The sequence below is a fragment of the Pseudomonas sp. BF-B-15 genome (assembly GCF_019946675.1).
Taxonomy (GTDB): Bacteria; Pseudomonadota; Gammaproteobacteria; order Pseudomonadales; family Pseudomonadaceae; genus Aquipseudomonas; species Aquipseudomonas migulae.
The window spans coordinates 1-20,014 of record NZ_JAGYFZ010000070.1 but is presented as its reverse complement, the minus strand read 5'-3'; the positions used below and the strand labels follow the sequence as shown (position 1 = coordinate 20,014).

Below are 20,014 nucleotides of genomic sequence, written 5' to 3'. Positions count from 1 at the left end.
TAGGAGCGAGGCTTGCCCGCGAAGAAAGCGCCACGGTCTATCCGATGCACCGCGTTATCGTTCTTCGCGGGCAAGCCTCGCTCCTACAGGGAATCGGTGTTGAATTTATTGAGGAACCCCGCGTGACTGCCAAGCCGCTAAGCGCCCTGTTATCCCCCCTGCAAACCGCCCGCCAGTTGGCCGCCGAGTTTGCCTTGACCGCGGTCGAGCGCGACGAACGTGGCGGTACGCCGAAAGCCGAGCGTGACGCCTTGCGCCAAAGCGGTCTGCTCGCGTTGAGCATTCCCACCCAGTACGGCGGCCTCGGCGCCAGCTGGAGTGAAACCCTGACCATCGTGCGCGAGTTCGCCAAGGTCGACAGTTCGATTGCCCACGTCTTCGGTTTTCATCACCTGATGCTCGCCACCGTGCGCCTGTTCGCCCGACCCGAGCAGTGGCAGCCGTGGTTCGAACAGACCGCACGCAAGAACTGGTTCTGGGGCAATGCCCTCAACCCGCTGGACACCCGCACCGTGGTGAAAAAACTCGGTGGCTGGCGCGAGTTTTCCGGCAAGAAAAGTTTCTGCTCCGGCGCCAGCGATTCGGAAATGCTGATCGCCTCGGCAGTGGATGAAAGCGCCGGCGGCAAGCTGTTGATCGCGGCCATCCCCAGCGGCCGCAGCGGCATCACCCTGCACAACGACTGGAACAACATGGGCCAGCGCCAGACCGACAGCGGCAGCGCTTCGTTCGAACGGGTGCGCGTGGAAGAGTCGGAATTGCTGCTCGACCCGGGTCCGCTGAGCACACCGTTCGCCTGCCTGCGGCCATTGATCGCGCAGCTTACTTTTACGCACATGTTCCTCGGCATCGCCGAAGGTGCCTTTGAAGAGGCGCGGCAATACACCCTCACCGAAACCCGCCCATGGCACAAATCCAGCGCTCAGGATGTGCGTCAGGACCCGTATGTGCTCGGCCATTACGGCGAATTCTGGGTCGCGCTCGAAGGCGTTCGTTTGCTGGTGGAACGCGCCGCCGACCTGCTCGACAAGGCCTGGGCGAAAGGCCCGAACCTCAGCGCCGAAGAACGTGGACACCTCGCCACCGCAATCGCCACGGCCAAAGTCGCCGCCACGCGCAACGGCCTCGAACTCTGTAGCCGGCTGTTCGAAGTGACCGGCGCGCGCTCAACTCACGCCTCGCTGCGGCTCGACCGCCACTGGCGCAACCTGCGCACGCAAACCCTGCACGACCCGGTGGATTACAAACTCCATGAACTGGGCGACTGGGCGTTGAACCAGTCCCTGCCGATTCCGACTTTCTATTCATAGCCTTCTCATGGAGCCTGCCCCATGCAACTGCTGACCTTACCGCCCTCGCCCGCCCTGGCCACGTCGATCCGCGCCACCGCGCAAGTATTCGAAGACCCGAAATCCCAGGCCTTGCTCGCGCATTTGCAGCAGGTCGCGCCAAGTGAAGCCAGCGTGCTGATCATCGGTGAAACCGGCACCGGCAAGGAGCTGGTGGCGCGGCATATCCACAACCTCAGCGCCCGGCGCAACCGCCCGTTTGTGGCCGTCAACTGCGGCGCGTTCTCCGAATCCCTGGTCGAGGCCGAGTTGTTCGGCCACGAAAAAGGCGCGTTCACCGGAGCCTTGAGCGCCAAGGCCGGCTGGTTCGAAGAGGCCGACGGCGGCACCTTGTTCCTCGATGAAATCGGTGATCTGCCGATGGCCATTCAGGTGAAGTTGCTGCGGGTGTTGCAGGAGCGCGAAGTGGTGCGCCTGGGCTCGCGCAAAAGCATTCCGATCAACGTGCGCGTACTGGCGGCGACCAACGTGCAACTGGAAAAAGCCATCAACGCCGGGCATTTCCGCGAGGACCTGTATTACCGCCTCGACGTGGTCAGCCTGGAACTGAGCCCGCTGCGTGATCGCCCCGGCGACATCCTGCCGCTGACCCGTCACTTCGTCGAAGCCTACAGTCAGCGCCTCGGCTACGGCACCATCACCATCAGCAAGGAAGCCGAACTGAAACTGCGCAGTTACAGTTGGCCGGGCAACATCCGCGAGCTGGAAAACGTCATTCACCACACCTTGCTGATCTGCCGTAACGGCGTGATCGAGCGCGATGACCTGCGCCTGTCGAACATGCGCATCGAACGTCAGGACGATTACCACAGCCAGCTCGACGATTCACCGGAAGCCTTGCTCGACCGCGCGTTTCAAAAGTTGTTCGAGGAACAGGCCGGCGCGCTGCACGAGAAAGTCGAGGACGCCTTGCTGCGCGCGGCTTACCGTTTCAGCCATTACAACCAGGTGCACACCGCCGCGCTGCTGGGCTTGAGCCGCAACGTGACGCGCACGCGCCTGATCAAAATCGGTGAACTGGCGGTGAACAAGCGCCGCCCAACGGAGAACGTGCAGGGCGAGCGCTTGATGCAGCTGTCGATTTAGCTCACTAGATTGCAATGCAGCGCGTTGTCGTGGCTGCGTTCCAGGCTGTGCAACACCTGGAACGAGCCGAACGTCACGGTTTTCGCCTGATGGGCGCGGATCAGTTGCCAGAAATCCTGCTCGCCGCTTTCAAAACCCTGAAACGCAGCTTCCCCCGCCTCACGCGATTGCCATTGCAGGTAATTGAGCACCCGCCGGCCATCGTCGCTGGCCTGGATGCTCGCACTGAGAAAACCGCTGTAACGCTGGGCCAGGCGTTCGGTCTGTAACGACAGCGCCGACACCAGGGCGGCCTGTTGATGGGGTTCGATCTCGAATTCGATCAATTGGGTGAAGCTGCGATTTTTCTCTGGCGCTTGCATGAAGAGTCCCCACTGACGTGTAAGCCGGATCTTGCGATCCGAAGGCCTGCAGGGTAAAACCTCGAGTTAACTAGAGGTCAAGGGACATTTTTCACATGATCACCTCGCAACAACTGCATAAAGAGCTCACCGTCGGCCAGGTCGCCGCCCGCAGCGGCGTGGCGGTCACGGCGCTGCATTTTTATGAAGCCAGGGGTTTGATCAAAAGCACGCGCAATCAGGGCAACCAGCGACGTTATCCACGGGAAGTGTTGCGGCGGGTGGCGTTGATCAAAGTGGCGCAGCGCTTGGGGATTCCGCTGGCGGAGATTGGCGAGGCGTTGAAAACCCTGCCGGATAACCGCGCTCCGACGGCGGCGGACTGGAAGGTGTTGTCGGCGCAGTGGAGCCGGGAGCTGGATGAGCGAATCAATCAGCTGACCTTGCTGCGGGACACGCTCAATGGCTGTATTGGCTGTGGGTGTTTGTCGATGGAGGCGTGTCCGTTGCGTAATTTTGGTGATGTGTTGGGGGATCGGGGGCCGGGGGCGCAGCTGTTGGAATCGGGGACAGATCCGGAATAGGCGGCGCGCCATTCGCGGGCAAGCCTCGCTCCTACAAAAGCACCGCCGTACCTGTAGGAGCGAGGCTTGCCCGCGAAGACGTCCTCAAAAATGGCCGAAGATCAGAAGCCCGGCGCAATCTGCCCTTTGTAGCGGGTCAGGATGAACTGCCGCACTTCATCGGAATTCAACGCTTTGGCCAGTTTCTGCAAACCCGGGTCGTTGATGTTGTCCGGGCGGGCCACCAGGAATTCGATGTACAGGCTCTTGCCCTTCTCGACGATCAACGCGCTGTTGGTGTCGATCCCCGCTTCCAGAGCGTAGTTGGCGAACACAAACGCCAGGTCCACCTGACTCACCGAACGCGCCAGCAACGCACCTTCCAGTTCACGAATCTTCAAATGCTTCGGGTTTTCGGCGATGTCGCGCTGAGTCGCCAGGGTGTTGCTCAGGTCCTTGAGCTTGATCAACCCGGCCTCGTGCAGCAGCACCAGTGCGCGGCCAGTGTTCACCGGGTCGTTGGGGATGGAGACGGTGGCGCCATCCTTCAGTTCGGCGATGTTTTTGATCTTGGTCGAATAGGCCCCGAACGGTTCGATGTGCACACCGACCACCGGCACCAGATCGGTGTGACGGGTCTTGTTGTAGTCATCGAGAAACGGCCGGTACTGGTAATAGTTGGCGTCGAGGTTCTTCAGGGCAAGCTGCTGGTTGGGCTGGATGAAGTCAGTGAAGACCTTGATGTCCAGGTCCACGCCTTCCTTGGCCAGGGTGGGTTTGACGAACTCGAGGATCTCCGCGTGCGGCACCGGCGTGGCGCCGACGGTGAGTTTTTCGTTGGCGTGAACGCTCAACGACACAAGGGCAGCCAGAATGGCCAGGGTCTTTTTCATGTTGTGCTCCTAGGCAGATTGAGTGGCCGTCGTGGGGCGGACGTGAGGCCTGAGTTTTTTTGTTGAGTCGAATGTTTATCGTCGGCTGTAGCGCGCCACCAATCGGTCGCCGGTCATTTGCAGGGCCTGGACCAGGATCAGCAAAAGCACCACGGTGACCACCATCACGTCGGTCTGGAATCGCTGGTAACCGTAGCGGATCGCCAGGTCGCCCAGGCCACCGCCGCCAATCACCCCGGCCATCGCCGTGTAATCCACCAGCACGATGGCGGTGACAGTGACCGCCGCCAGCAACCCGCCGCGAGCCTCGGGCAACAAGGTGTGGCGGATGATTTGCCAGGTGGTGCCGCCCATGGCCTGGGTCGCTTCCACGACGCCGCGATCGACTTCGCGCAAAGCGGTTTCCACCAGCCGCGCGAAGAACGGCGTGCAGCCAACCACCAGCGGCGGAATGGTCCCCGGCACGCCCAGCGAAGTGCCGACCAGCAGCGTTGTCAGCGGAATCAACACAATCAGCAAAATGATGAACGGCAGCGAACGCAGCATGTTCACGATCACCGACAACACCCGGTAAACGCCGATGGCTTCGTGCAACTGGCGCTTGCCGGTGAGGAACAGCACTACCCCCAGCGGCAACCCCAGCAGCACAGTAAAACCGAGGGCGGCGCCCAGCATGCTCAAGGTGTCGAGACAGGCCTGGCCGATGTCGGCCCAGTAAATGTTCTTGAACCATTCGGCCATGATCAGGACCAGTCGTGGCGCGGCGGTTTGACGCCGTTGAGCAGCCAATTGCCGACCACGTGGTATTTCCAGCGCACCGGGTCATGCAGGGTGTGCACCCGCGCATTGCGCCAGTGCCGGTCGAAGTTGTGCTTCTTCAAGGTCGAACGGGTGCCACCGAGTTCGAACAGTTTGTTGGTGGCTTCGATGGCGATTTCGGTGGTCAGCACTTTGGCTTTGGCCACCGCGAGGGACGCTCGGGCGACGTTGTCTTCATCGGGTGCCGGGCGCGCCGCATCCAGCGCCCAACCGGCGCGTTCCAGCAAGGCTTCGGCTGCTTCCAGGCGAATCTCCAGGCCACCGACCTGAATGATGGTCAGCGGATCTTCACTGGCTTTTTCCACACCCGCATCGATCCACGGCCGGGCGAATTGCTGCACGAACGCGATGGTGTCACGCAGCGCTGCGCGGGCGATGCCGGCGTCGATGGCGGCGGTGGTCAACTGCGCGAACGGGCCGGCCAGGGTCGGGCTTTCATAGGAACGATACGTCGGGAACACGTTGAACGCCGGAGCGTGCAGGTCCTCGGCCAGCACCGTGCCGCTGGACGTGGTGCGCTGACCGATGCTGTCCCAGTCGTCGACGATCACCAGCCCTGGAGTGCCGCGTTCGACGAAGGACAACTGGCCCCTCTGCTCTTCATCCAGCGCCAGCACCGCCAGCCAGTGGGCGTAGAGCGAACCGGTGCAATAACCCTTGCGACCATTGATCACATGCCCGTCGCCATAACGGCGAATGGTCGCCTGAATGTCCTGCACGTTTTTGCCGCCGGTTTCCGACAGCGCATTGGCAAAGCGATGACCTTGCAGCGCCAGGCCGAAAAAATGTGCCTGCTGCTCGGGCGAGCCTTGCAGGCGGATATCTTCCAGCAGGCAATAGTGGTTTTGCGGGATCTGCCCCAGGGACGGATCGGCCGCCGAGATGATCGCGATGACCTGCGCCAGCACCGCGTAGGACACCTGCGCGCCACCAAACTCCTTTGGCACGCTGATGCCCCACAAGCCACTGTTGGAATACAGGTCGACGATTTCGGCGGGCACCTGGCGCGTACGGTCGCGCTCGGCGTCCTGCTCCAGCAAGACCGCGGCGACGCGCTCGGCCACACGCAAGGCTTCGGCTTCATCGGCGATCCGATGGGCGGCCGGCGGGTTGATCGGATAAACGGCAGATTCAGGCATACAAGTCTCTCGGCAACAGTGTTTACCGGAGGACATTGCAGCTTCTGTGCCTGACCGCCCGGCCCCGTGTTTTCGGGCAGTTTCGGGGGTTTCAACGGTTATTCAGTGAGAAACCCGAGCATTCTGCTGCTTCACTGTTTATGGCCGAACAGTGGAGCTGCTGCTCGTCGGGCACTCGGATGCGTAAAAGGCGCTGGCCTATAGTTATCCGGTCGGAAACCGGCGAAGGACTACCTTCAATTCAACAATAGACAGGGAGAATCGTCATGAGCGTCAAACCCATTCCAGAGGGTTATCACAGCATCACCCCTTATCTGGGCATTCAAAAAGCGGTCGAAGCCATCGAGTTCTACAAGAAAGCCTTCGGCGCGACCGAAGTCATGCGCCTGTCCATGCCCGACGGCAGCATCGGCCACGCCGAACTGCGCATCGGCGACTGCCCGATCATGCTCGGCACGCCGTGCGATCAGGGGCCGTTGAGCAATCCGGACAAGTCACCGTCCGTGGGCTTGCACCTGTATGTGAATGATGTGGACAAGTCCTACAAACAGGCGATTGCGGCAGGCGCCACGGTGGTGTCCGAGGTCAAGGATCAGTTTTACGGCGACCGTTCGGGGACGTTGAAAGATCCGTATGGGCATTTGTGGTTTCTGGCCACGCGCAAGGAAGATTTGACCCAGGCTCAGATTGAGCAGCGGGCCAAGGAGATGTTTCAGCAGGGTTGAGATTTTCAGTGCTTGATCCGGCCTCTTCGCGGGCAAGCCTCGCTCCTACAGGTCCGGTTGTGCTTTTGTAGGAGCGAGGCTTGCCCGCGAAGGCGGCCTCCGAGACAACACACTTCATGAACAAGCGCACCACGCTTTGCGCCTTGCCGTAGTCGCCGAACAATTTCAGGATGCAGGCAACTACAACAAGGAGTCATCCCATGTTCGCCGGATTCCTCAAAGACCAGCGCCACGTCAACGGTGTGGACATTGCCTACCGCATCGGCGGCAGCGGGCCGGGCCTGCTGTTGCTGCACGGTCACCCGCAGACCCACGTCATCTGGCACAAGGTTGCCGAACAACTGGCCGCGCACTTCACCGTAGTCGCCGCCGACCTGCGCGGTTACGGCGACAGCGGTAAACCGCAGGCCAACGACCACCACACCAACTACTCCAAACGGGAAATGGCCAAGGACAGCATCGAGCTGATGAAGTCCCTGGGCTTCGAGCAGTTCTCGGTGCTCGCACACGACCGTGGCGCCCGGGTTGCCCATCGCCTGGCGCTGGATCATCCGCAAGCCGTGCAACGCATGGTGTTGCTCGACATCGCACCGACGCTGTCGATGTACACGCAAACCAATGAAGCCTTTGCCCGCGCCTATTGGCACTGGTTCTTCCTGATCCGCCCCGCTCCGTTGCCGGAAACCCTGATCGAGGCCGATCCCGAATCCTATCTGCGCAGCGTGATGGGCAGTCGCAGCGCCGGGCTCAAACCGTTCACCGCCGAGGCCTTTGGCGAATACCTGCGTTGCCTGAAACAGCCGGGCACCGCACGCGGGATCTGCGAGGACTACCGGGCCAGCGCCAGCATCGACCTGGATCACGACCGCGCCGACATCGACGCCGGCCGTCATCTGAACTTGCCGCTGCTGGTGCTGTGGGGTGCCGAAGGCACGGTCGGGCGCTGCTTCGAACCGCTCAAGGAATGGCAACACGTGGCCACCGACGTGCGCGGCAAAGCGCTGCCCGCCGGCCATTACATCGCCGAAGAAGCCCCCGAGCTGCTGCTCACCGAAGTCCTGGCTTTCCTGCGCTGACAGCCGCGCCGTACTGATCTGAATCCACTTTCCGCCGCAGGCCGTCACTGGCCTGCGCGGGATCGTCATGCCCAAAAACCGTCTCGAGATAATAAAAATGACCATCAAGAAACTGCTGGGAACCCTCTACGTGCAGGTGCTCATCGCCATCGCGCTGGGCATTGTGATCGGCCATTCCTGGCCGCAGATCGGCATCGACCTCAAGCCGTTGGGTGACGGTTTCATCAAGCTGATCAAGATGATCATCGGCCCGATCATCTTCTGCACGGTGGTTTCTGGAATCACCAGCATGCACGATGTGAAACAGGTCGGCCGGGTCGGTGGCAAGGCGCTGCTGTACTTCGAAATCGTCTCCAGCCTTGCGCTGCTGATCGGCCTGCTGGCGGCGCATGCGCTGCATCCGGGCGCGGGGTTCAACATTGATGTGAAGACGCTGGATTCGTCGGCGATTGCCGGTTTTGTCGGTCAGGCCGAACACGGCGAAGGCATCACCGGCTTTTTGCTGCACGTGATTCCGACGACTTTTTTTGATGCCTTCTCCAAGGGTGAAATCCTGCCCGTGCTGTTTGTCTCGGTGCTGTTCGGCATTGCGCTGGTGATGGTCGGTGAAAAGGGCCGGCCACTGGTGAACGTGATCAATCAGGCCAGCGAAGTGTTCTTCCGCATCGTCGGCATCATCAGCCGCGTCGCGCCGATCGGGGCGTTTGGCGCGATTGCGTTCACCATCGGCAAGTACGGCCTCGGCTCGTTGCTGCCGCTGTTGAAGCTGATTGGCACGTTCTACCTGACCGCGCTGATTTTCATTGCGTGCGTGCTCGGCAGCATTGCCCGTTATGCCGGCTTCAGCATTTTCAAACTGCTGGCGTACATCAAGGCAGAACTGTTGATCGTACTGGGCACCAGCTCTTCGGAATCGGCGCTGCCGCAACTGATCCAGAAGCTTGAAAGCCTGGGCGCCTCCAAAGGCGTGGTGGGGATTGTCGTGCCGACCGGCTACACCTTCAACCTGGACGGCACCAACATTTACATGACGCTGGCGGTGCTGTTTTTGGCCCAGGCGACCAACATTGACTTGAGCCTGGAGCAGCAACTGACCTTGCTGGCCGTGGCGATGCTCACCTCCAAAGGCGCGGGCGCGGTGGTCGGTGCGGGGTTCGTGGCGCTGGCGGCGAGCCTGGCCGTAGTGCCGACCGTGCCGGTGGCGGCGATGGTGCTGATCCTCGGTGTCGACCGTTTCATGGCCGAATGCCGATCCCTGACCAACATCATCGGCAACGCCGTCGCAGCGCTGGTGGTGGCCGCCTGGGAAGGTGAACTGGACCGCAGCAAGATGGCGCCGATTGCCCTCAAACGCGGGCGCCACGCTCGGGCGGCAGCGGCGGCGGCCAAGCTGTCTGCTGAGTAAGTCGGCGTTCACACCGATGCTATGCTGGCGGCTCATGCCGCCAGTGCCCGTTCTGTCATGACCACCAAGAAAGACACCGTGCCCCTGCCCGAAGACCTGCGTGTATTACTTACCGTCATTCGTAAAAGCGGTTTCGCCGCCGCAGCGGATGAACTGGGCCTGTCGCCCGCCTACGTCAGCAAACGTATCCAGATTCTCGAAACCACCCTCGGCACGCGCCTGCTGCACCGCACCAGCCGCCGCATCGCCCTGACAGAGGACGGTGAGCGCGTGCAGCGCTGGGCGTTGCGGATTCTCGATGATTTCCAGCAACTGCACGACGAACTCTCCGACGCCCACGACAGCCCTCGCGGGCGTCTGCATTTGTGCAGCAGTTTCGGCTTCGGGCGCAATCACGTGGCGCCGGCCCTGTCACTGCTGGCCGAACGTTACCCGGACCTGGAGATTCGCCTCGACCTGTTTGATCGGGTGGTGGACATCGTCAACGAAGGGTTCGACCTGGAGATCCGTGTCGGCGATGACATCCCCGGCCAGCACATCGGCCGGCGGCTGGTGAGCAATCGGCGGGTATTGTGCGCGGCGCCCGGTTATCTGCAACGCCACGGCACGCCGCAGACGCTGGGCGATCTGGAGCAGCATCATTGCCTGGTGATCAAGGAGCGCGACAACGCCTTCGGCATCTGGAACCTGGAGCACGACGGGGCCCAGGAAAGTGTGCGGGTCAGCGGACCGTTGTCGTCCAATAATGGCGAGATTGTCTTGCAGTGGGCACTGGATGGGCGCGGGGTGTTGTTGCGGTCACTGTGGGATGTGAAGCCGTTGCTGGAGCAGGGGCGATTGGTGCAGGTGCTGCCCGGATACACCCAGAGCGCCAACGTCTGGGCGGTGTACCCGACGCGGCTGGCGTACTCGGGGAAGTTGCGCGCGTGTGTGGAGTTTTTGCAGGAGCATTTCAAAGGGTTGTCGGTTTGATTTGCGGTGTATGGGCGGGCCTCTTCGCGGGCAAGCCTCGCTCCTACAAAGTTCGCGCTGACCTGTAGGAGCGAGGCTTGCCCGCGAAGGCGATTTCAGCTCAGCCAGGGGTTGGCGGTCAGGTGTTGGTGTTCGAAGGCTTTGATTTGTTCGCTGCGCTGCAAGGTGCTGCCGATGGCGTCGAGGCCCAGCACCAGCGCGGTTTTGCGCAGGGTATCGATTTCGAAGGGGATGACCTCGCCTTGAAGACGAATCTGCTGCGTTTCCAGATCAACGCTGATCAGCGCCGTCTCTGGCTGACTGACCACTTGCCCGAGCCGCTGCAACACGGGCTCATCCAGCGTAACCAGCAGCACCCCGTTACGCTGGCAGTTGTCATAAAAAATCCCCGCAAAACTGCTGCCGATCAGCGCGCGGATGCCCATCTGCTTTAATCCCCAGACCGCATGTTCGCGGCTCGACCCGCAGCCGAAATTCGGCCCGACCACCATGAAACTCGCGCCCTGCCATGCCGGTTGATTGAGCACGAACGCCGGGTTGGGTTGGCCGTCAGGCAAAAAACGCAGATCAAAAAACAAACCCCGATCCAGCCCGGAACGGTCGATGCCCTTGAGAAACTGTTTGGGCATGATCACGTCGGTGTCGATGTTGGCCGCGAGCATTGGCGCGGCTTTGCCGCTGACTTGAGTGAAGGGTTGCAGGCTCATGCGCGGGCTCCAAAGTGACGGATGTCGGTCAAGCGGCCAGTGATCGCCGCCGCAGCGACCATCGCCGGGCTCATCAGGTGCGTACGGGCACCGGCGCCCTGGCGGCCTTCGAAATTGCGGTTGGTGCTGGAGGCGCAGCGGTCTCCCGGCGCCAGCACGTCGTCGTTCATCGCCAGGCACATCGAGCAGCCGGACTGGCGCCACTCGAAACCGGCGTCGATAAAAATCGCCGCCAGGCCTTCGGCTTCGGCTTGATCGCGCACTTCGGTGGAGCCCGGCACGATCATCGCCCGCACGTGTTCGGCGACACGTTTGCCGCGCACCACGCTGGCGGCGTCGCGAAGGTCTTCGATCCGGGCGTTGGTGCAGGAACCGATAAACGCGTGGCTGATGACGATGTCACTCAGCGGCATGCCCGCTTCGAGGCCCATGTAAGTCAGGGCGCGGCGCATGTCCTGGCGCAGGATCAGGTCGCTGATGTCTTGCGGGTCCGGCACGCGGGCGCCGATCGGCGAGGCCTGATCCGGGCTGGTGCCCCAGGTGACCATCGGTTCCAGCGCGCTGGAGTCCAGCGACACTTCACGGTCGAACAGTGCGTCGGCATCGCTGTGCAAGGCGCGCCATGTCTGCACCGCTTGCTCCCACAGCACACCTTTGGGCGCGCGGGGTTTGTCCTTGAGGTAGGCGAACACTTTGTCGTCCGGCGCCATGAACGCCCCCCGCGCGCCCGCCTCCACCGCCATGTTGCAGATGGTCATGCGCGCTTCGACGCTCAGTGCATCGATGGTCGAACCGCGAAACTCGATGGCGTAGCCCGTGGCTCCGGACGCGCCGATCCGGCCGATCAGCGCCATGATCACATCCTTGGATGTCAGCCCCGGCGCCAGCTCACCGTCCACCGTCACGCGCAGGGTTTTCAAGCGTTTGTAGACCAGGGTCTGGGACGCCAGCAGGTGTTCGATCTCCGACGTGCCGATACCGAAACCGAATGCGCCGAGGGCGCCATAGGTGGTGGTGTGGCTGTCGCCTGCGGCAATCACCATGCCCGGCAGGATGAACCCCTGTTCGGGAGCGATGACGTGCTCGATGCCCTGGCGTTTGTCGAGGATGTCGAGCAATTCGATGCCGAAGTCCCGGCAGTTTTCCGCCAGGTACGACACCTGCCGCGCACCGCCGGCGTCCGGCATCGCCGCAATGCGCTTGGGTGCCGTGGGGTTGACGTGATCGACCACCGCCAGCGCGGTGCCGGGGCGCCAGACATCGCGCTTGGCGTCGCGCAAACCGCTGAAGGCTTGGGGGCTGGTGTATTCGTTGATGACCTGGCGGTCGATGTACAACAGGACATGGCCCTGGTCATCGAGGCGACACACCGTGTGGGAATCGATGTGTTTGTCATAAAGGGTTCTTGCTGAAGTCATGGGGATATTCGCTCAGGCTCGCGGGTTTCAGGCGTCTGCGCCCCATCTTAGGCAGTCGCCTGGCCCCATCAATGGCCGGAGAGTGATCCCTTGGAACATGGTTCGTGTTGGATCAAGGCAGCACCGCAATTCGAAATGAATGCAAATACCCTGTGGGAGCGAGCCTGCTCGCGATAGCGGTGTGTCATTCAACATTGATATCGACAGAAATACCGCTATCGCGAGCAGGCTCACTCCTACAGGGTTTTGCGTTCGCAGGAATACGAAACATTTACTTTCATATCGAGGTTCGGGATTTCTGATTCTCATTCGTCTTATATAGATGCAGGCGGTTCGCGTAGGCAAAAGCCACGACCGCACTTTTCATGGACCCCACGCTGGGAAGCCCGCAGCAGAGGCCCTCTCATCGATACAAGACCTTAATCATGTCGAAGAAATCCCGCTCAAAACTCTGGTTTCTGGTCCACAGCTGGCTGGCCCTGCCCATCTGGTTTTTTGTGCTGATCGTCTGTGTGACCGGCACACTGGCGGTGATCAGCCAGGAAATCGTCTGGCTGGCCAACCCGCAAATGCGCGCCAGCCAACCTTCCGACAATGCGCCTCTGTTGAGCTATGACCAGCTCATTGCCGCGATCAAGCAGGCCGAGCCGCAGATCCTGGTCGAGAGCATCAGCCGACCTGACGAAACGCATTTCGCCCTGGACGTGGAAGTGACCTATCCCGACGGCCGTTCGGTGGTGGTCTACGTCAACCCGTACAGCGGCGTGATCCAGGGCACGGCTCCGCAATTCAACTTCAGGGCCTTCACCCGCGCCTTGCACGGTTGGTGGCTGGTGCCGTTCACCAATGGCTACAGCTGGGGCTGGTACCTGGTGTCGTTTCTCAGCCTGCCGCTGCTGGCTTCGCTGATTACCGGGCTGGTGGTCTACAAGAAGTTCTGGAAAGGGTTTCTGCGACCGACCCTGCGCCTGCGTCACGGCGCGCGGATTTTCTGGGGCGACTTTCACCGCCTCAGCGGCATCTGGTCGATCTGGTTCATCGCGGTGATTTCCGTCACCAGCACCTGGTTCCTGATCGAAGCGTTCATGTTCGATAACCAGATCACGATTTCCACCGCCCCGGTGGCGCCGGTGGTCCCGCGTGAGAGCGTGCCCCTCACCGCCGACGGCTCGCCGGCACCGATGATCAGCCTGGAAACGGCAATCCGTGAAGCGAAGGCACGCATTCCCGGCCTCGAAGACAGCTTCATCAGCCTGCCCGCCAATGCCTACAGCTACCTCTCGGTGGGCGGCCGCAGCTGGTATCCGCTGATGTTCCAGACTGCCGAAATCAACCCATATACCGGCGATGTCGCCGTGACCCGCCTGCTTTCGGACCGCTCGGGCCTGGAGCTGGTGACCGAATCGATGCGGCCGCTGCACACCGGCGATTTCGGTGGACTCTGGATCAAGCTGATCTGGTTCTTCTTCGGCCTGCTCCTGAGCATGATGGTCCTCAGCGGCCTGCTGATCTGGACCAAGCGCACTGCGTTGGCCACCGCTAACGCCCTCAAGCGCAGCAACAAACGTCCTCGCGCTGCCGATGCCACTCACGTCACGAGCCACGACACCACGGAGGTCAGCCAATGAGCCTGTTCGCCGCCGAAAAACCGGGGTCCAGACTGAGCCGCTTCTGGCACAAATGGCGCTTCCACATCAACGTTTTGCTGTTGCTGGTGCCGCTGGGTTTCATGCCCAAGTACTTTGCCGATGCCGCGCTGTTTCGCGGGGACACCGGCCTGGGCGAGCGGGAAATCGGTGAAGTTCAGGTGGGGCCGTGGAGCCTGCGCCTGGCGGAACTTCGCAACGAAGCACCGCGGCCCGATGGCCCGGCCGGTTACATGAAGAGTTTCAACGCGGCGCTGTGCGACAGCTGCCGCGAGCAGGTCAAGGCGACTTACCTGCGCATCGGCAAACCGCGCAGCCTGCGCGCCGCCGGGGTGATTTTCTTCGGCACGCCCTACCGCATGGGCGCCATGCTGCCGATCCCGGAAAAAACCAAGGCCGACGCCGAGCTGTGGATCACCATGGAGGGCTGGGACGGCGCCATGCATCAAGCGTCCATCCCGCTGAGCCAGGCATCCCCCGCCACCCTCGAGTGGCTGAACAAACAAGGAGGCAAACCATGAGCAACGCATTTCGCCCTCTCCACGCCGCTTTGCTGGTGCTGTGCGCCGGCTTCAGCGCCAGCGCCCTGGCCCACAACCCGATGTGCGAGTGCAAGGCCATCGACGCCGAGCAGATCCAGTGCACCGGCGGTTTCTCCGACGGCAGCGGCGCACCGGGCGTGACCCTGGATGTGATCGGCTACGACGAAACCATCCTGGTGCCGGGCAAGCTCGGTGCTGATTCCAAACTGACCTTCAAGAAGCCCAGCGCCGAATTTTATGTGCTGTTCGATGCCGGTCCCGGCCACGTCGTCGAGATCGACCAAGCGGACATCCAGGCCCCATGAGTACGCCAACGACACACGTCGTCCGCCCGGCTGGTGCCGGCCATGAAACCCTGTATGTATTGCTGCTGTGCCTGATGATCCTGGCGGTCGCCGGTTCGGTGGTCGCCTGGCGTCACGAGTCCCAGGAAACCAGCACCGTCAGCAGCCATCAACTGGATGCCCGCCGCGACCTCAGCGCCTCCGAGCAAGGCATCTACGCCGACCTGCGGGTGACGCTGGACGAGATTCACCTGCTGCGTCAGGAACAGCAAACCCTGCCGACACCCGAAGCCCTGGCGGACGAAGGTTTTGCGCCGTTTGCCCAGGACGCCAGTTCCGTCAGCCGTGGCGCGCATGCCTGGCAATTGCTCGACGCCAAGGCGTATTTCGGCCAGAGCCAGTCGTCCGCCGTGGCCGGTTCGTTTCTGATGCGCCTGACCGCCGACGACGATGCGCCTGACATCTGGCTCAACCGTGCCGCCGACCTCAAAGCCCCGGCCGACCTCACGGACGCCGCGCTCGAAAGCGCCGGCTGGCAGCAGATCGTCGCGCAATTCGATGCCGGCGTGACCCGCCAGCACCGGCACTGAACCCTCGCCTTCACCCGAGAGAAGACCGCTTTCCCATGCCTATTTCATCTCAACGTTCATTCTTGCGGCCGCTGCTGATCGGCCTGCTTGCCTTGCTGCTGACGCCACTGGCCAGCGCCGACGAAGCCAAGCGCCTGCGCATCGGCATCACCCTGCACCCTTATTACAGCTACGTGGCCAACATCGTCGGCGACAAGGCCGAAGTGGTGCCGCTGATTCCGGCCGGCTTCAACCCGCATGCCTACGAGCCCCGCGCCGAAGACATCAAGCGCATCAGCGGGCTGGACGTGATCGTGCTCAACGGCGTCGGTCATGACGACTTCGCCGACCGCATGATCGCCGCCAGCGAAACGCCGAACGTGGCCGTGATCGAAGCCAACGAAAACGTACCGCTGCTGGCCGCCACCGGTGTTGCCGCGCGCGGTGCCGGCAAAGTCGTTAATCCGCACACTTTCCTGTCGATCAGCGCCTCCATTGCCCAGGTCAATAACATTGCCCGGGAACTCGGCAAGCTCGACCCGGCCAACGCCAAGACCTACACCCAAAACGCCCGCGCCTACGGCAAACGCCTGCGGCAGATGCGCGCCGATGCCCTGGCGAAACTGACCCAGGCGCCGAACGCCGAACTGCGCGTGGCCACGGTTCATGCGGCTTACGATTACCTGCTGCGCGAGTTCGGCCTGGAAGTGACCGCCGTGGTCGAACCGGCGCACGGCATCGAACCGAGCCCGAGCCAGCTGAAAAAGACCATCGATCAACTGCGCGAACTGGACGTGAAAGTGATTTTCTCGGAGATGGATTTCCCGTCCACCTACGTCGAGACCATCCAGCGTGAATCCGGGGTGAAGCTGTACCCGCTGTCGCACATTTCCTATGGCGAATACACCGCCGACAAGTATGAAAAGGAAATGACCGGCAACCTCAACACCGTGGTTCGGGCGATTCAGGAGTCTGGGCAATGACCGCTAAGGAAACACTCAGTGAATCCCCGGTGGGAGCGAGCCTGCTCGCGAAGGCGTCGAGTCAGCCGACATCATCGTTGAATGACACACCGCTATCGCCGGCAAGCCGGCTCCTACAGGGGGCGGGGCCGACGCTGGATTTTGCGGAGGTCAGTTTGACGCTGGGGCGCACGACGATCCTTGACCAGGTCACCTTCCAGGTTCAGCCCGGCAGCGTGCATGCACTGGTCGGCCCTAACGGTGGTGGCAAGAGTTCGTTGATCAAGACCCTGCTCGGACAAATGCCCCATCAGGGCCGCTTGAGCCTGCAATGGCCCGGCGAACCCGGCACCATCGGCTACGTGCCGCAAGCGCTGGAGTTTGATCGCGGCTTGCCGATGACCGTCGACGATTTCATGGCCGCGATGTGCCAGCGACGCCCGGCGTTCCTCGGGTTGAGCAAGCATTACGCGGCAGCGATTGGCGAAGCGCTGGAACGGGTCGGCATGCAGGACAAGCGCAAGCGGCGCATGGGCGCCTTGTCCGGTGGCGAGCGTCAGCGCGTGTTGCTGGCGCAGGGACTGATCCCGGCGCCGCAATTGCTGGTGCTCGATGAGCCGATGTCGGCCCTCGATGAGGCGGGCATTCAGGTGTTCGAACGGTTGCTCGGCGACTGGCGCCAGAGCGGGATCACCGTGCTGTGGATCGAGCATGATCTGGAAGCGGTCGGTCGACTGGCAGATCGCGTCACCGGGCTTAATCGCCGGGTACTGTTCGATGCCACGCCGAAACAGGCGCTGACCCCGGAACGTTTGCTGACCCTGTTCTCGACCCATCCACGGAGCGCTGTCTGATGAGTTACGAAGCCTTTCGCTTGATGGTTCAGGGCTGGGCGTCTTCGGGTTATCTGCCTGAGGCGCTGGCGTATGGATTTGTGGTCAACGCGCTGCTTGCCGGTTTGCTGATCGGCCCGGTGCTGGGCGGTCTGGGTACGCTGGTGGTGGTCAAGCGCTTCGCGTTTTTCTCCGAAGCGGTGGGTCACGCGGCGCTGACTGGCGTGGCCATCGGCATTCTGCTCGGCGAACCCTACACCGGGCCCTATGGCAGCTTGTTCGGTTACTGCCTGTTGTTCGGCATTTTGCTGAATTACCTGCGCAACCGCACGGGCCTGGCGCCAGATACCTTGATCGGCGTGTTCCTGTCGGTGTCGCTGGCGTTGGGCGCGAGCCTGCTGTTGATTCTGGCGGGCAAGATCAACGTGCACATTTTGGAGAACGTGCTGTTCGGTTCGGTGTTGACCGTCAACGGCAATGACTTGCTGGTGCTGGCCATCGTCGGTTCGCTGGTGATGGCGCTGGCCTTGCCGCTGTACAACCGCATCATGCTCGCCAGCTTCAACCCGCAACTGGCAGCGGTGCGCGGCGTGGCGGTGAAGACCCTGGATTACCTGTTCGTGATTCTGGTGACGCTGATCACCGTGGCGGCAGTGAAAGTCATCGGTGCGATTCTGGTGGGTGCGCTGTTGGTGATTCCGGCGGCGGCAGCGAGGTTGCTCAGCCAGTCGCTCAAGGGATTCTTCTGGTGCTCGGTACTGATCGCCACGGTCAGCACGTTGTGCGGGATTCTTGCGCCGATTGTGTTCGACCTGCCGATCCCGTCCGGCGCCGCGATCATTCTGGTGGCCGGTATCGCCTTCGCCCTCGCCGCCATTGCGCGCGGCGTCGTCCCCAGCCTGAAAGGGAACCTCGGATAAATGTCATTTTCTCTGCGTCAACTGACCCTGGCCGTCGCCCTGTGCGGGCTGGTCAATACCTCGTTTGCAGCGGACAGCGCCAAACCGTTGCATGTGCTGGCGTCCTTGCCGATCACTTATGGTCTGGGCGAAGTATTGCTCAAGGGCACCAACGTCAACCTTGAACGCGCGGCGCCGGCGAACCTGCCTGGCAGTCGTCAGACGGCTTACTTCACCGGGCGCGGCGCGCCGGCATTGGCCAAACTGGCGACTGACGCCGATGCGGTGATTGGTCTTCGTTCGTTGTGGGCGGATGATCCGCTGTACCCGATCGCCCGGCGCAGCAATATTCGCATCGTCGAAGTCGACGCCGCGCGCCCGGTGGACGGCGCCCTGCCCGGCATTGCCGTGCAGCCGGGCAACAAGGTCGATGGTTTGAACAGTCAGCCGTGGTTTTCCAGCAACAACATGGGGCGCATGGCGGATGTGATGGCGGCGGACCTGGTGCGCCTTGCTCCTGCTGCAAAGCCTGTGATCGAGGCCAACCTTGCGACATTGAAACAGCGCTTGCTCAAGTTCAGCGCCGACAGCGAAGCGCGGCTGGCCAGTGCTGACAATCTGAGCGTGATGAGCCTGAGTGATCACTTTGGCTACTTGATTGGCGGGCTCAATCTGGAACTGATCGGTCTCGATGCGCGGCCCGACGCCGAGTGGACACCGGAGGCGCTGAAGCAATTGGGTGTGACGCTCAAGGACAATGACGTGGCGGTGGTGTTGCATCATCGGCAGCCGTCGGACGCGGTGAAAGCGGTGATTGCCGAGGCCGGGAGCCGGTTGGTCGTTTTGAGTGTGGACGCGGCAGACCCGGTGGCTGAGCTGGAGGGGAATGTGGATTTGGTGATCAAGGGGTTGAGTGGGGCTTAGCGTCGGCTGGATCGCATGATCATTCTCTACGGTGGGCGTTACACAAATCCCCTGTAGGAGCTGGCTTGCCAGCGATGGCGGCCTGGTAGCCGACCATTTTCGTTCAGGTGTACATATCCATTGCTGCGGTAACGGCTGATATTGGTTTCGCTCTTACAGCGAGTCACTTGGAAAAGCCCCAAGTAACCAAGGGCTCTTGCCCCTTTCGTTCGGTGCCTCGCTAATGCTCGCCATGCCCTCGCTCCGGTCCTGCTCCGTGGGCCCGCCGCCATCGGCCATCCATGGCCGGGGGCGGCTAACCCGGCATCCATGCCGGGTTGCCCACTGCGCAGAACCTCCACTCGGCCTCTCGAGGGGGCGCTCAGATCAAAAGCTGAAGGCGAGCTAACGCTCGGCCTGATGAGTGGTGAAAATCAAAAGCAAACGCGACTCCCTGTAGGAGCGAGGCTTGCCCGCGAAAAGCGTCGGGACAACGCGTTCATTCAGACACCCCGCGTCATCGTTGACGTCCATCGCCAGCAGGCTGGCTCCTACAATTTTGAATCGTGTGAACCCAATCCCCGTGTAGGAGCCGCCCGCAGCAAGCCGGCTCCTACAGGGGAATGCGTCCGGTCATAGAGACAGGTCGGCTGGCAGGCCGCCTCGCTTTGGCTTTTGATTTTGCTTTGGATTTTGCTTTGGCTTTTGATCTGCCCCGTCGGGAGGCCGAGTGGAGGTTCTGCGCAGTGGGCACCGCGGCAAGGATGCCGCGGTAGCCGCCCCCGGCCATGGATGGCCGATGGCGGCGGGCCCACGGAGCAGGACCGGAGCGAGGGACCCCTGAGCCTAGGCGAAGGGCCGTACGTCAGGGGCAAAGCCTTTT

Annotated in this window: 21 protein-coding genes; 15 read left to right on the top strand and 6 right to left on the bottom strand. The window is 62.0% G+C overall.

From position 1 onward, the window contains the following. Positions 1–122 precede the first annotated feature (122 nt). Positions 123–1,310 (top strand): acyl-CoA dehydrogenase family protein, encoded by a 1,188-nt coding sequence (locus KGA97_RS20645; RefSeq protein WP_032829030.1) that lies wholly within the window; start codon positions 123–125, stop codon positions 1,308–1,310. A 21-nt stretch (positions 1,311–1,331) separates the two neighbouring features. Next, positions 1,332–2,435: a sigma-54 interaction domain-containing protein gene (locus tag KGA97_RS20640; RefSeq protein WP_008032617.1), complete on the top strand. Its 1,104-nt coding sequence runs from the start codon at positions 1,332–1,334 to the stop codon at positions 2,433–2,435. Here the strand turns inward: KGA97_RS20640 and KGA97_RS20635 are convergent. Then, a complete protein-coding gene (locus KGA97_RS20635) occupies positions 2,432–2,797 on the bottom strand; it encodes an antibiotic biosynthesis monooxygenase (protein ID WP_192227828.1) in 366 nt (121 codons plus the stop codon). The two genes, KGA97_RS20640 and KGA97_RS20635, sit on opposite strands and share 4 nt — an antisense overlap. Positions 2,798–2,892: 95 nt before the next feature. On the opposite strand from KGA97_RS20635, the gene soxR reads away from it, so the two are divergent. Next, a complete protein-coding gene (gene soxR / locus KGA97_RS20630) occupies positions 2,893–3,360 on the top strand; it encodes a redox-sensitive transcriptional activator SoxR (RefSeq protein WP_223481397.1) in 468 nt (155 codons plus the stop codon). Between the two features lie 101 nt (positions 3,361–3,461). Here the strand turns inward: soxR and KGA97_RS20625 are convergent, their stop codons facing one another. The 3 genes from KGA97_RS20625 to KGA97_RS20615 form a co-directional block, all read right to left on the bottom strand. Next, positions 3,462–4,232 carry a MetQ/NlpA family ABC transporter substrate-binding protein gene (locus KGA97_RS20625; protein WP_223481396.1) on the bottom strand — a complete coding sequence of 257 codons (771 nt, stop codon included), beginning with the start codon at positions 4,230–4,232 and terminating at the stop codon, positions 3,462–3,464. Positions 4,233–4,307: 75 nt separating this feature from the next. Beyond that, the gene (locus KGA97_RS20620; RefSeq protein WP_008032624.1) at positions 4,308–4,973 is read right to left on the bottom strand and encodes a methionine ABC transporter permease; all 666 of its coding nucleotides are present in this window, start codon (positions 4,971–4,973) and stop codon (positions 4,308–4,310) included. Positions 4,974–4,975: 2 nt separating this feature from the next. Further along, entirely contained in the window at positions 4,976–6,190 is a 1,215-nt protein-coding gene (locus KGA97_RS20615; protein ID WP_223481395.1) for an SfnB family sulfur acquisition oxidoreductase, read from the bottom strand. A 266-nt stretch (positions 6,191–6,456) separates the two neighbouring features. On the opposite strand from KGA97_RS20615, the gene KGA97_RS20610 reads away from it, so the two are divergent. The 4 genes from KGA97_RS20610 to KGA97_RS20595 all read left to right on the top strand — a co-directional run bounded on the left by KGA97_RS20610 (position 6,457) and on the right by KGA97_RS20595 (position 10,368). Continuing rightward, on the top strand, positions 6,457–6,915 hold the full coding sequence (locus tag KGA97_RS20610; RefSeq protein ID WP_008032627.1) for a VOC family protein: 459 nt from the start codon (positions 6,457–6,459) through the stop codon (positions 6,913–6,915). A 200-nt stretch (positions 6,916–7,115) separates the two neighbouring features. Then, positions 7,116–7,991, top strand: coding sequence for an alpha/beta fold hydrolase (locus KGA97_RS20605; RefSeq protein WP_223481394.1), 876 nt, complete (start codon positions 7,116–7,118; stop codon positions 7,989–7,991). 97 nt (positions 7,992–8,088) lie between these two features. Next, positions 8,089–9,396: a C4-dicarboxylate transporter DctA gene (gene dctA / locus KGA97_RS20600; protein WP_192419407.1), complete on the top strand. Its 1,308-nt coding sequence runs from the start codon at positions 8,089–8,091 to the stop codon at positions 9,394–9,396. Between the two features lie 21 nt (positions 9,397–9,417). Beyond that, positions 9,418–10,368 (top strand): LysR substrate-binding domain-containing protein, encoded by a 951-nt coding sequence (locus KGA97_RS20595; RefSeq protein WP_317848240.1) that lies wholly within the window; start codon positions 9,418–9,420, stop codon positions 10,366–10,368. Positions 10,369–10,463: 95 nt separating this feature from the next. On the opposite strand, the gene leuD is transcribed toward KGA97_RS20595, so the two are convergent. Both leuD and leuC read right to left on the bottom strand, forming a co-directional pair. Beyond that, positions 10,464–11,075, bottom strand: coding sequence for a 3-isopropylmalate dehydratase small subunit (gene leuD / locus KGA97_RS20590; protein WP_223481393.1), 612 nt, complete (start codon positions 11,073–11,075; stop codon positions 10,464–10,466). Continuing rightward, entirely contained in the window at positions 11,072–12,493 is a 1,422-nt protein-coding gene (gene leuC / locus KGA97_RS20585; protein ID WP_223481392.1) for a 3-isopropylmalate dehydratase large subunit, read from the bottom strand. Before leuC ends, leuD begins: the two co-directional genes overlap by 4 nt. 425 nt (positions 12,494–12,918) lie before the next feature. Here leuC and KGA97_RS20580 point away from each other — a divergent pair, with 425 nt between their 5' ends. The 8 genes from KGA97_RS20580 to KGA97_RS20545 are packed head-to-tail and all read left to right on the top strand — an operon-like array spanning position 12,919 to position 19,152. Continuing rightward, complete coding sequence (locus KGA97_RS20580) at positions 12,919–14,121, top strand: PepSY-associated TM helix domain-containing protein (RefSeq protein ID WP_223481391.1); 1,203 nt, start codon at positions 12,919–12,921, stop codon at positions 14,119–14,121. Further along, entirely contained in the window at positions 14,118–14,660 is a 543-nt protein-coding gene (locus KGA97_RS20575) for a hypothetical protein (protein WP_008032641.1), read from the top strand. The genes KGA97_RS20580 and KGA97_RS20575 overlap by 4 nt, the downstream gene beginning before the upstream one ends. Beyond that, entirely contained in the window at positions 14,657–14,986 is a 330-nt protein-coding gene (locus KGA97_RS20570) for a hypothetical protein (RefSeq protein WP_008043034.1), read from the top strand. Before KGA97_RS20575 ends, KGA97_RS20570 begins: the two co-directional genes overlap by 4 nt. Next, positions 14,983–15,555 carry a DUF6162 family protein gene (locus tag KGA97_RS20565; protein WP_223481390.1) on the top strand — a complete coding sequence of 191 codons (573 nt, stop codon included), beginning with the start codon at positions 14,983–14,985 and terminating at the stop codon, positions 15,553–15,555. Before KGA97_RS20570 ends, KGA97_RS20565 begins: the two co-directional genes overlap by 4 nt. 35 nt (positions 15,556–15,590) lie before the next feature. Further along, positions 15,591–16,517, top strand: coding sequence for a metal ABC transporter substrate-binding protein (locus KGA97_RS20560; RefSeq protein ID WP_008043036.1), 927 nt, complete (start codon positions 15,591–15,593; stop codon positions 16,515–16,517). Further along, entirely contained in the window at positions 16,514–17,350 is an 837-nt protein-coding gene (locus KGA97_RS20555; protein WP_223435024.1) for a metal ABC transporter ATP-binding protein, read from the top strand. Before KGA97_RS20560 ends, KGA97_RS20555 begins: the two co-directional genes overlap by 4 nt. Next, entirely contained in the window at positions 17,350–18,249 is a 900-nt protein-coding gene (locus tag KGA97_RS20550; RefSeq protein ID WP_003226663.1) for a metal ABC transporter permease, read from the top strand. Before KGA97_RS20555 ends, KGA97_RS20550 begins: the two co-directional genes overlap by 1 nt. Next, positions 18,250–19,152, top strand: a complete 903-nt coding sequence (locus KGA97_RS20545; protein ID WP_223481389.1) for a metal ABC transporter substrate-binding protein — start codon at positions 18,250–18,252, stop codon at positions 19,150–19,152. The last annotated feature ends 862 nt before the right edge of the window (positions 19,153–20,014 follow it).

What these genes read in the sequence shown, in the direction of transcription:
- KGA97_RS20640 (WP_008032617.1), top strand. Translation starts at nt 1,332, where the DNA reads ATGCAACTGCTGACCTTACCGCCCTCGCCCGCCCTGGCCACGTCGATC.
- KGA97_RS20635 (WP_192227828.1), bottom strand. Translation starts at nt 2,797, where the DNA reads ATGCAAGCGCCAGAGAAAAATCGCAGCTTCACCCAATTGATCGAATTC.
- soxR (WP_223481397.1), top strand. Translation starts at nt 2,893, where the DNA reads ATGATCACCTCGCAACAACTGCATAAAGAGCTCACCGTCGGCCAGGTC.
- KGA97_RS20625 (WP_223481396.1), bottom strand. Translation starts at nt 4,232, where the DNA reads ATGAAAAAGACCCTGGCCATTCTGGCTGCCCTTGTGTCGTTGAGCGTT.
- KGA97_RS20620 (WP_008032624.1), bottom strand. Translation starts at nt 4,973, where the DNA reads ATGGCCGAATGGTTCAAGAACATTTACTGGGCCGACATCGGCCAGGCC.
- KGA97_RS20615 (WP_223481395.1), bottom strand. Translation starts at nt 6,190, where the DNA reads ATGCCTGAATCTGCCGTTTATCCGATCAACCCGCCGGCCGCCCATCGG.
- KGA97_RS20610 (WP_008032627.1), top strand. Translation starts at nt 6,457, where the DNA reads ATGAGCGTCAAACCCATTCCAGAGGGTTATCACAGCATCACCCCTTAT.
- KGA97_RS20605 (WP_223481394.1), top strand. Translation starts at nt 7,116, where the DNA reads ATGTTCGCCGGATTCCTCAAAGACCAGCGCCACGTCAACGGTGTGGAC.
- dctA (WP_192419407.1), top strand. Translation starts at nt 8,089, where the DNA reads ATGACCATCAAGAAACTGCTGGGAACCCTCTACGTGCAGGTGCTCATC.
- KGA97_RS20595 (WP_317848240.1), top strand. Translation starts at nt 9,418, where the DNA reads ATGCTGGCGGCTCATGCCGCCAGTGCCCGTTCTGTCATGACCACCAAG.
- leuD (WP_223481393.1), bottom strand. Translation starts at nt 11,075, where the DNA reads ATGAGCCTGCAACCCTTCACTCAAGTCAGCGGCAAAGCCGCGCCAATG.
- leuC (WP_223481392.1), bottom strand. Translation starts at nt 12,493, where the DNA reads ATGACTTCAGCAAGAACCCTTTATGACAAACACATCGATTCCCACACG.
- KGA97_RS20580 (WP_223481391.1), top strand. Translation starts at nt 12,919, where the DNA reads ATGTCGAAGAAATCCCGCTCAAAACTCTGGTTTCTGGTCCACAGCTGG.
- KGA97_RS20575 (WP_008032641.1), top strand. Translation starts at nt 14,118, where the DNA reads ATGAGCCTGTTCGCCGCCGAAAAACCGGGGTCCAGACTGAGCCGCTTC.
- KGA97_RS20570 (WP_008043034.1), top strand. Translation starts at nt 14,657, where the DNA reads ATGAGCAACGCATTTCGCCCTCTCCACGCCGCTTTGCTGGTGCTGTGC.
- KGA97_RS20565 (WP_223481390.1), top strand. Translation starts at nt 14,983, where the DNA reads ATGAGTACGCCAACGACACACGTCGTCCGCCCGGCTGGTGCCGGCCAT.
- KGA97_RS20560 (WP_008043036.1), top strand. Translation starts at nt 15,591, where the DNA reads ATGCCTATTTCATCTCAACGTTCATTCTTGCGGCCGCTGCTGATCGGC.
- KGA97_RS20555 (WP_223435024.1), top strand. Translation starts at nt 16,514, where the DNA reads ATGACCGCTAAGGAAACACTCAGTGAATCCCCGGTGGGAGCGAGCCTG.
- KGA97_RS20550 (WP_003226663.1), top strand. Translation starts at nt 17,350, where the DNA reads ATGAGTTACGAAGCCTTTCGCTTGATGGTTCAGGGCTGGGCGTCTTCG.
- KGA97_RS20545 (WP_223481389.1), top strand. Translation starts at nt 18,250, where the DNA reads ATGTCATTTTCTCTGCGTCAACTGACCCTGGCCGTCGCCCTGTGCGGG.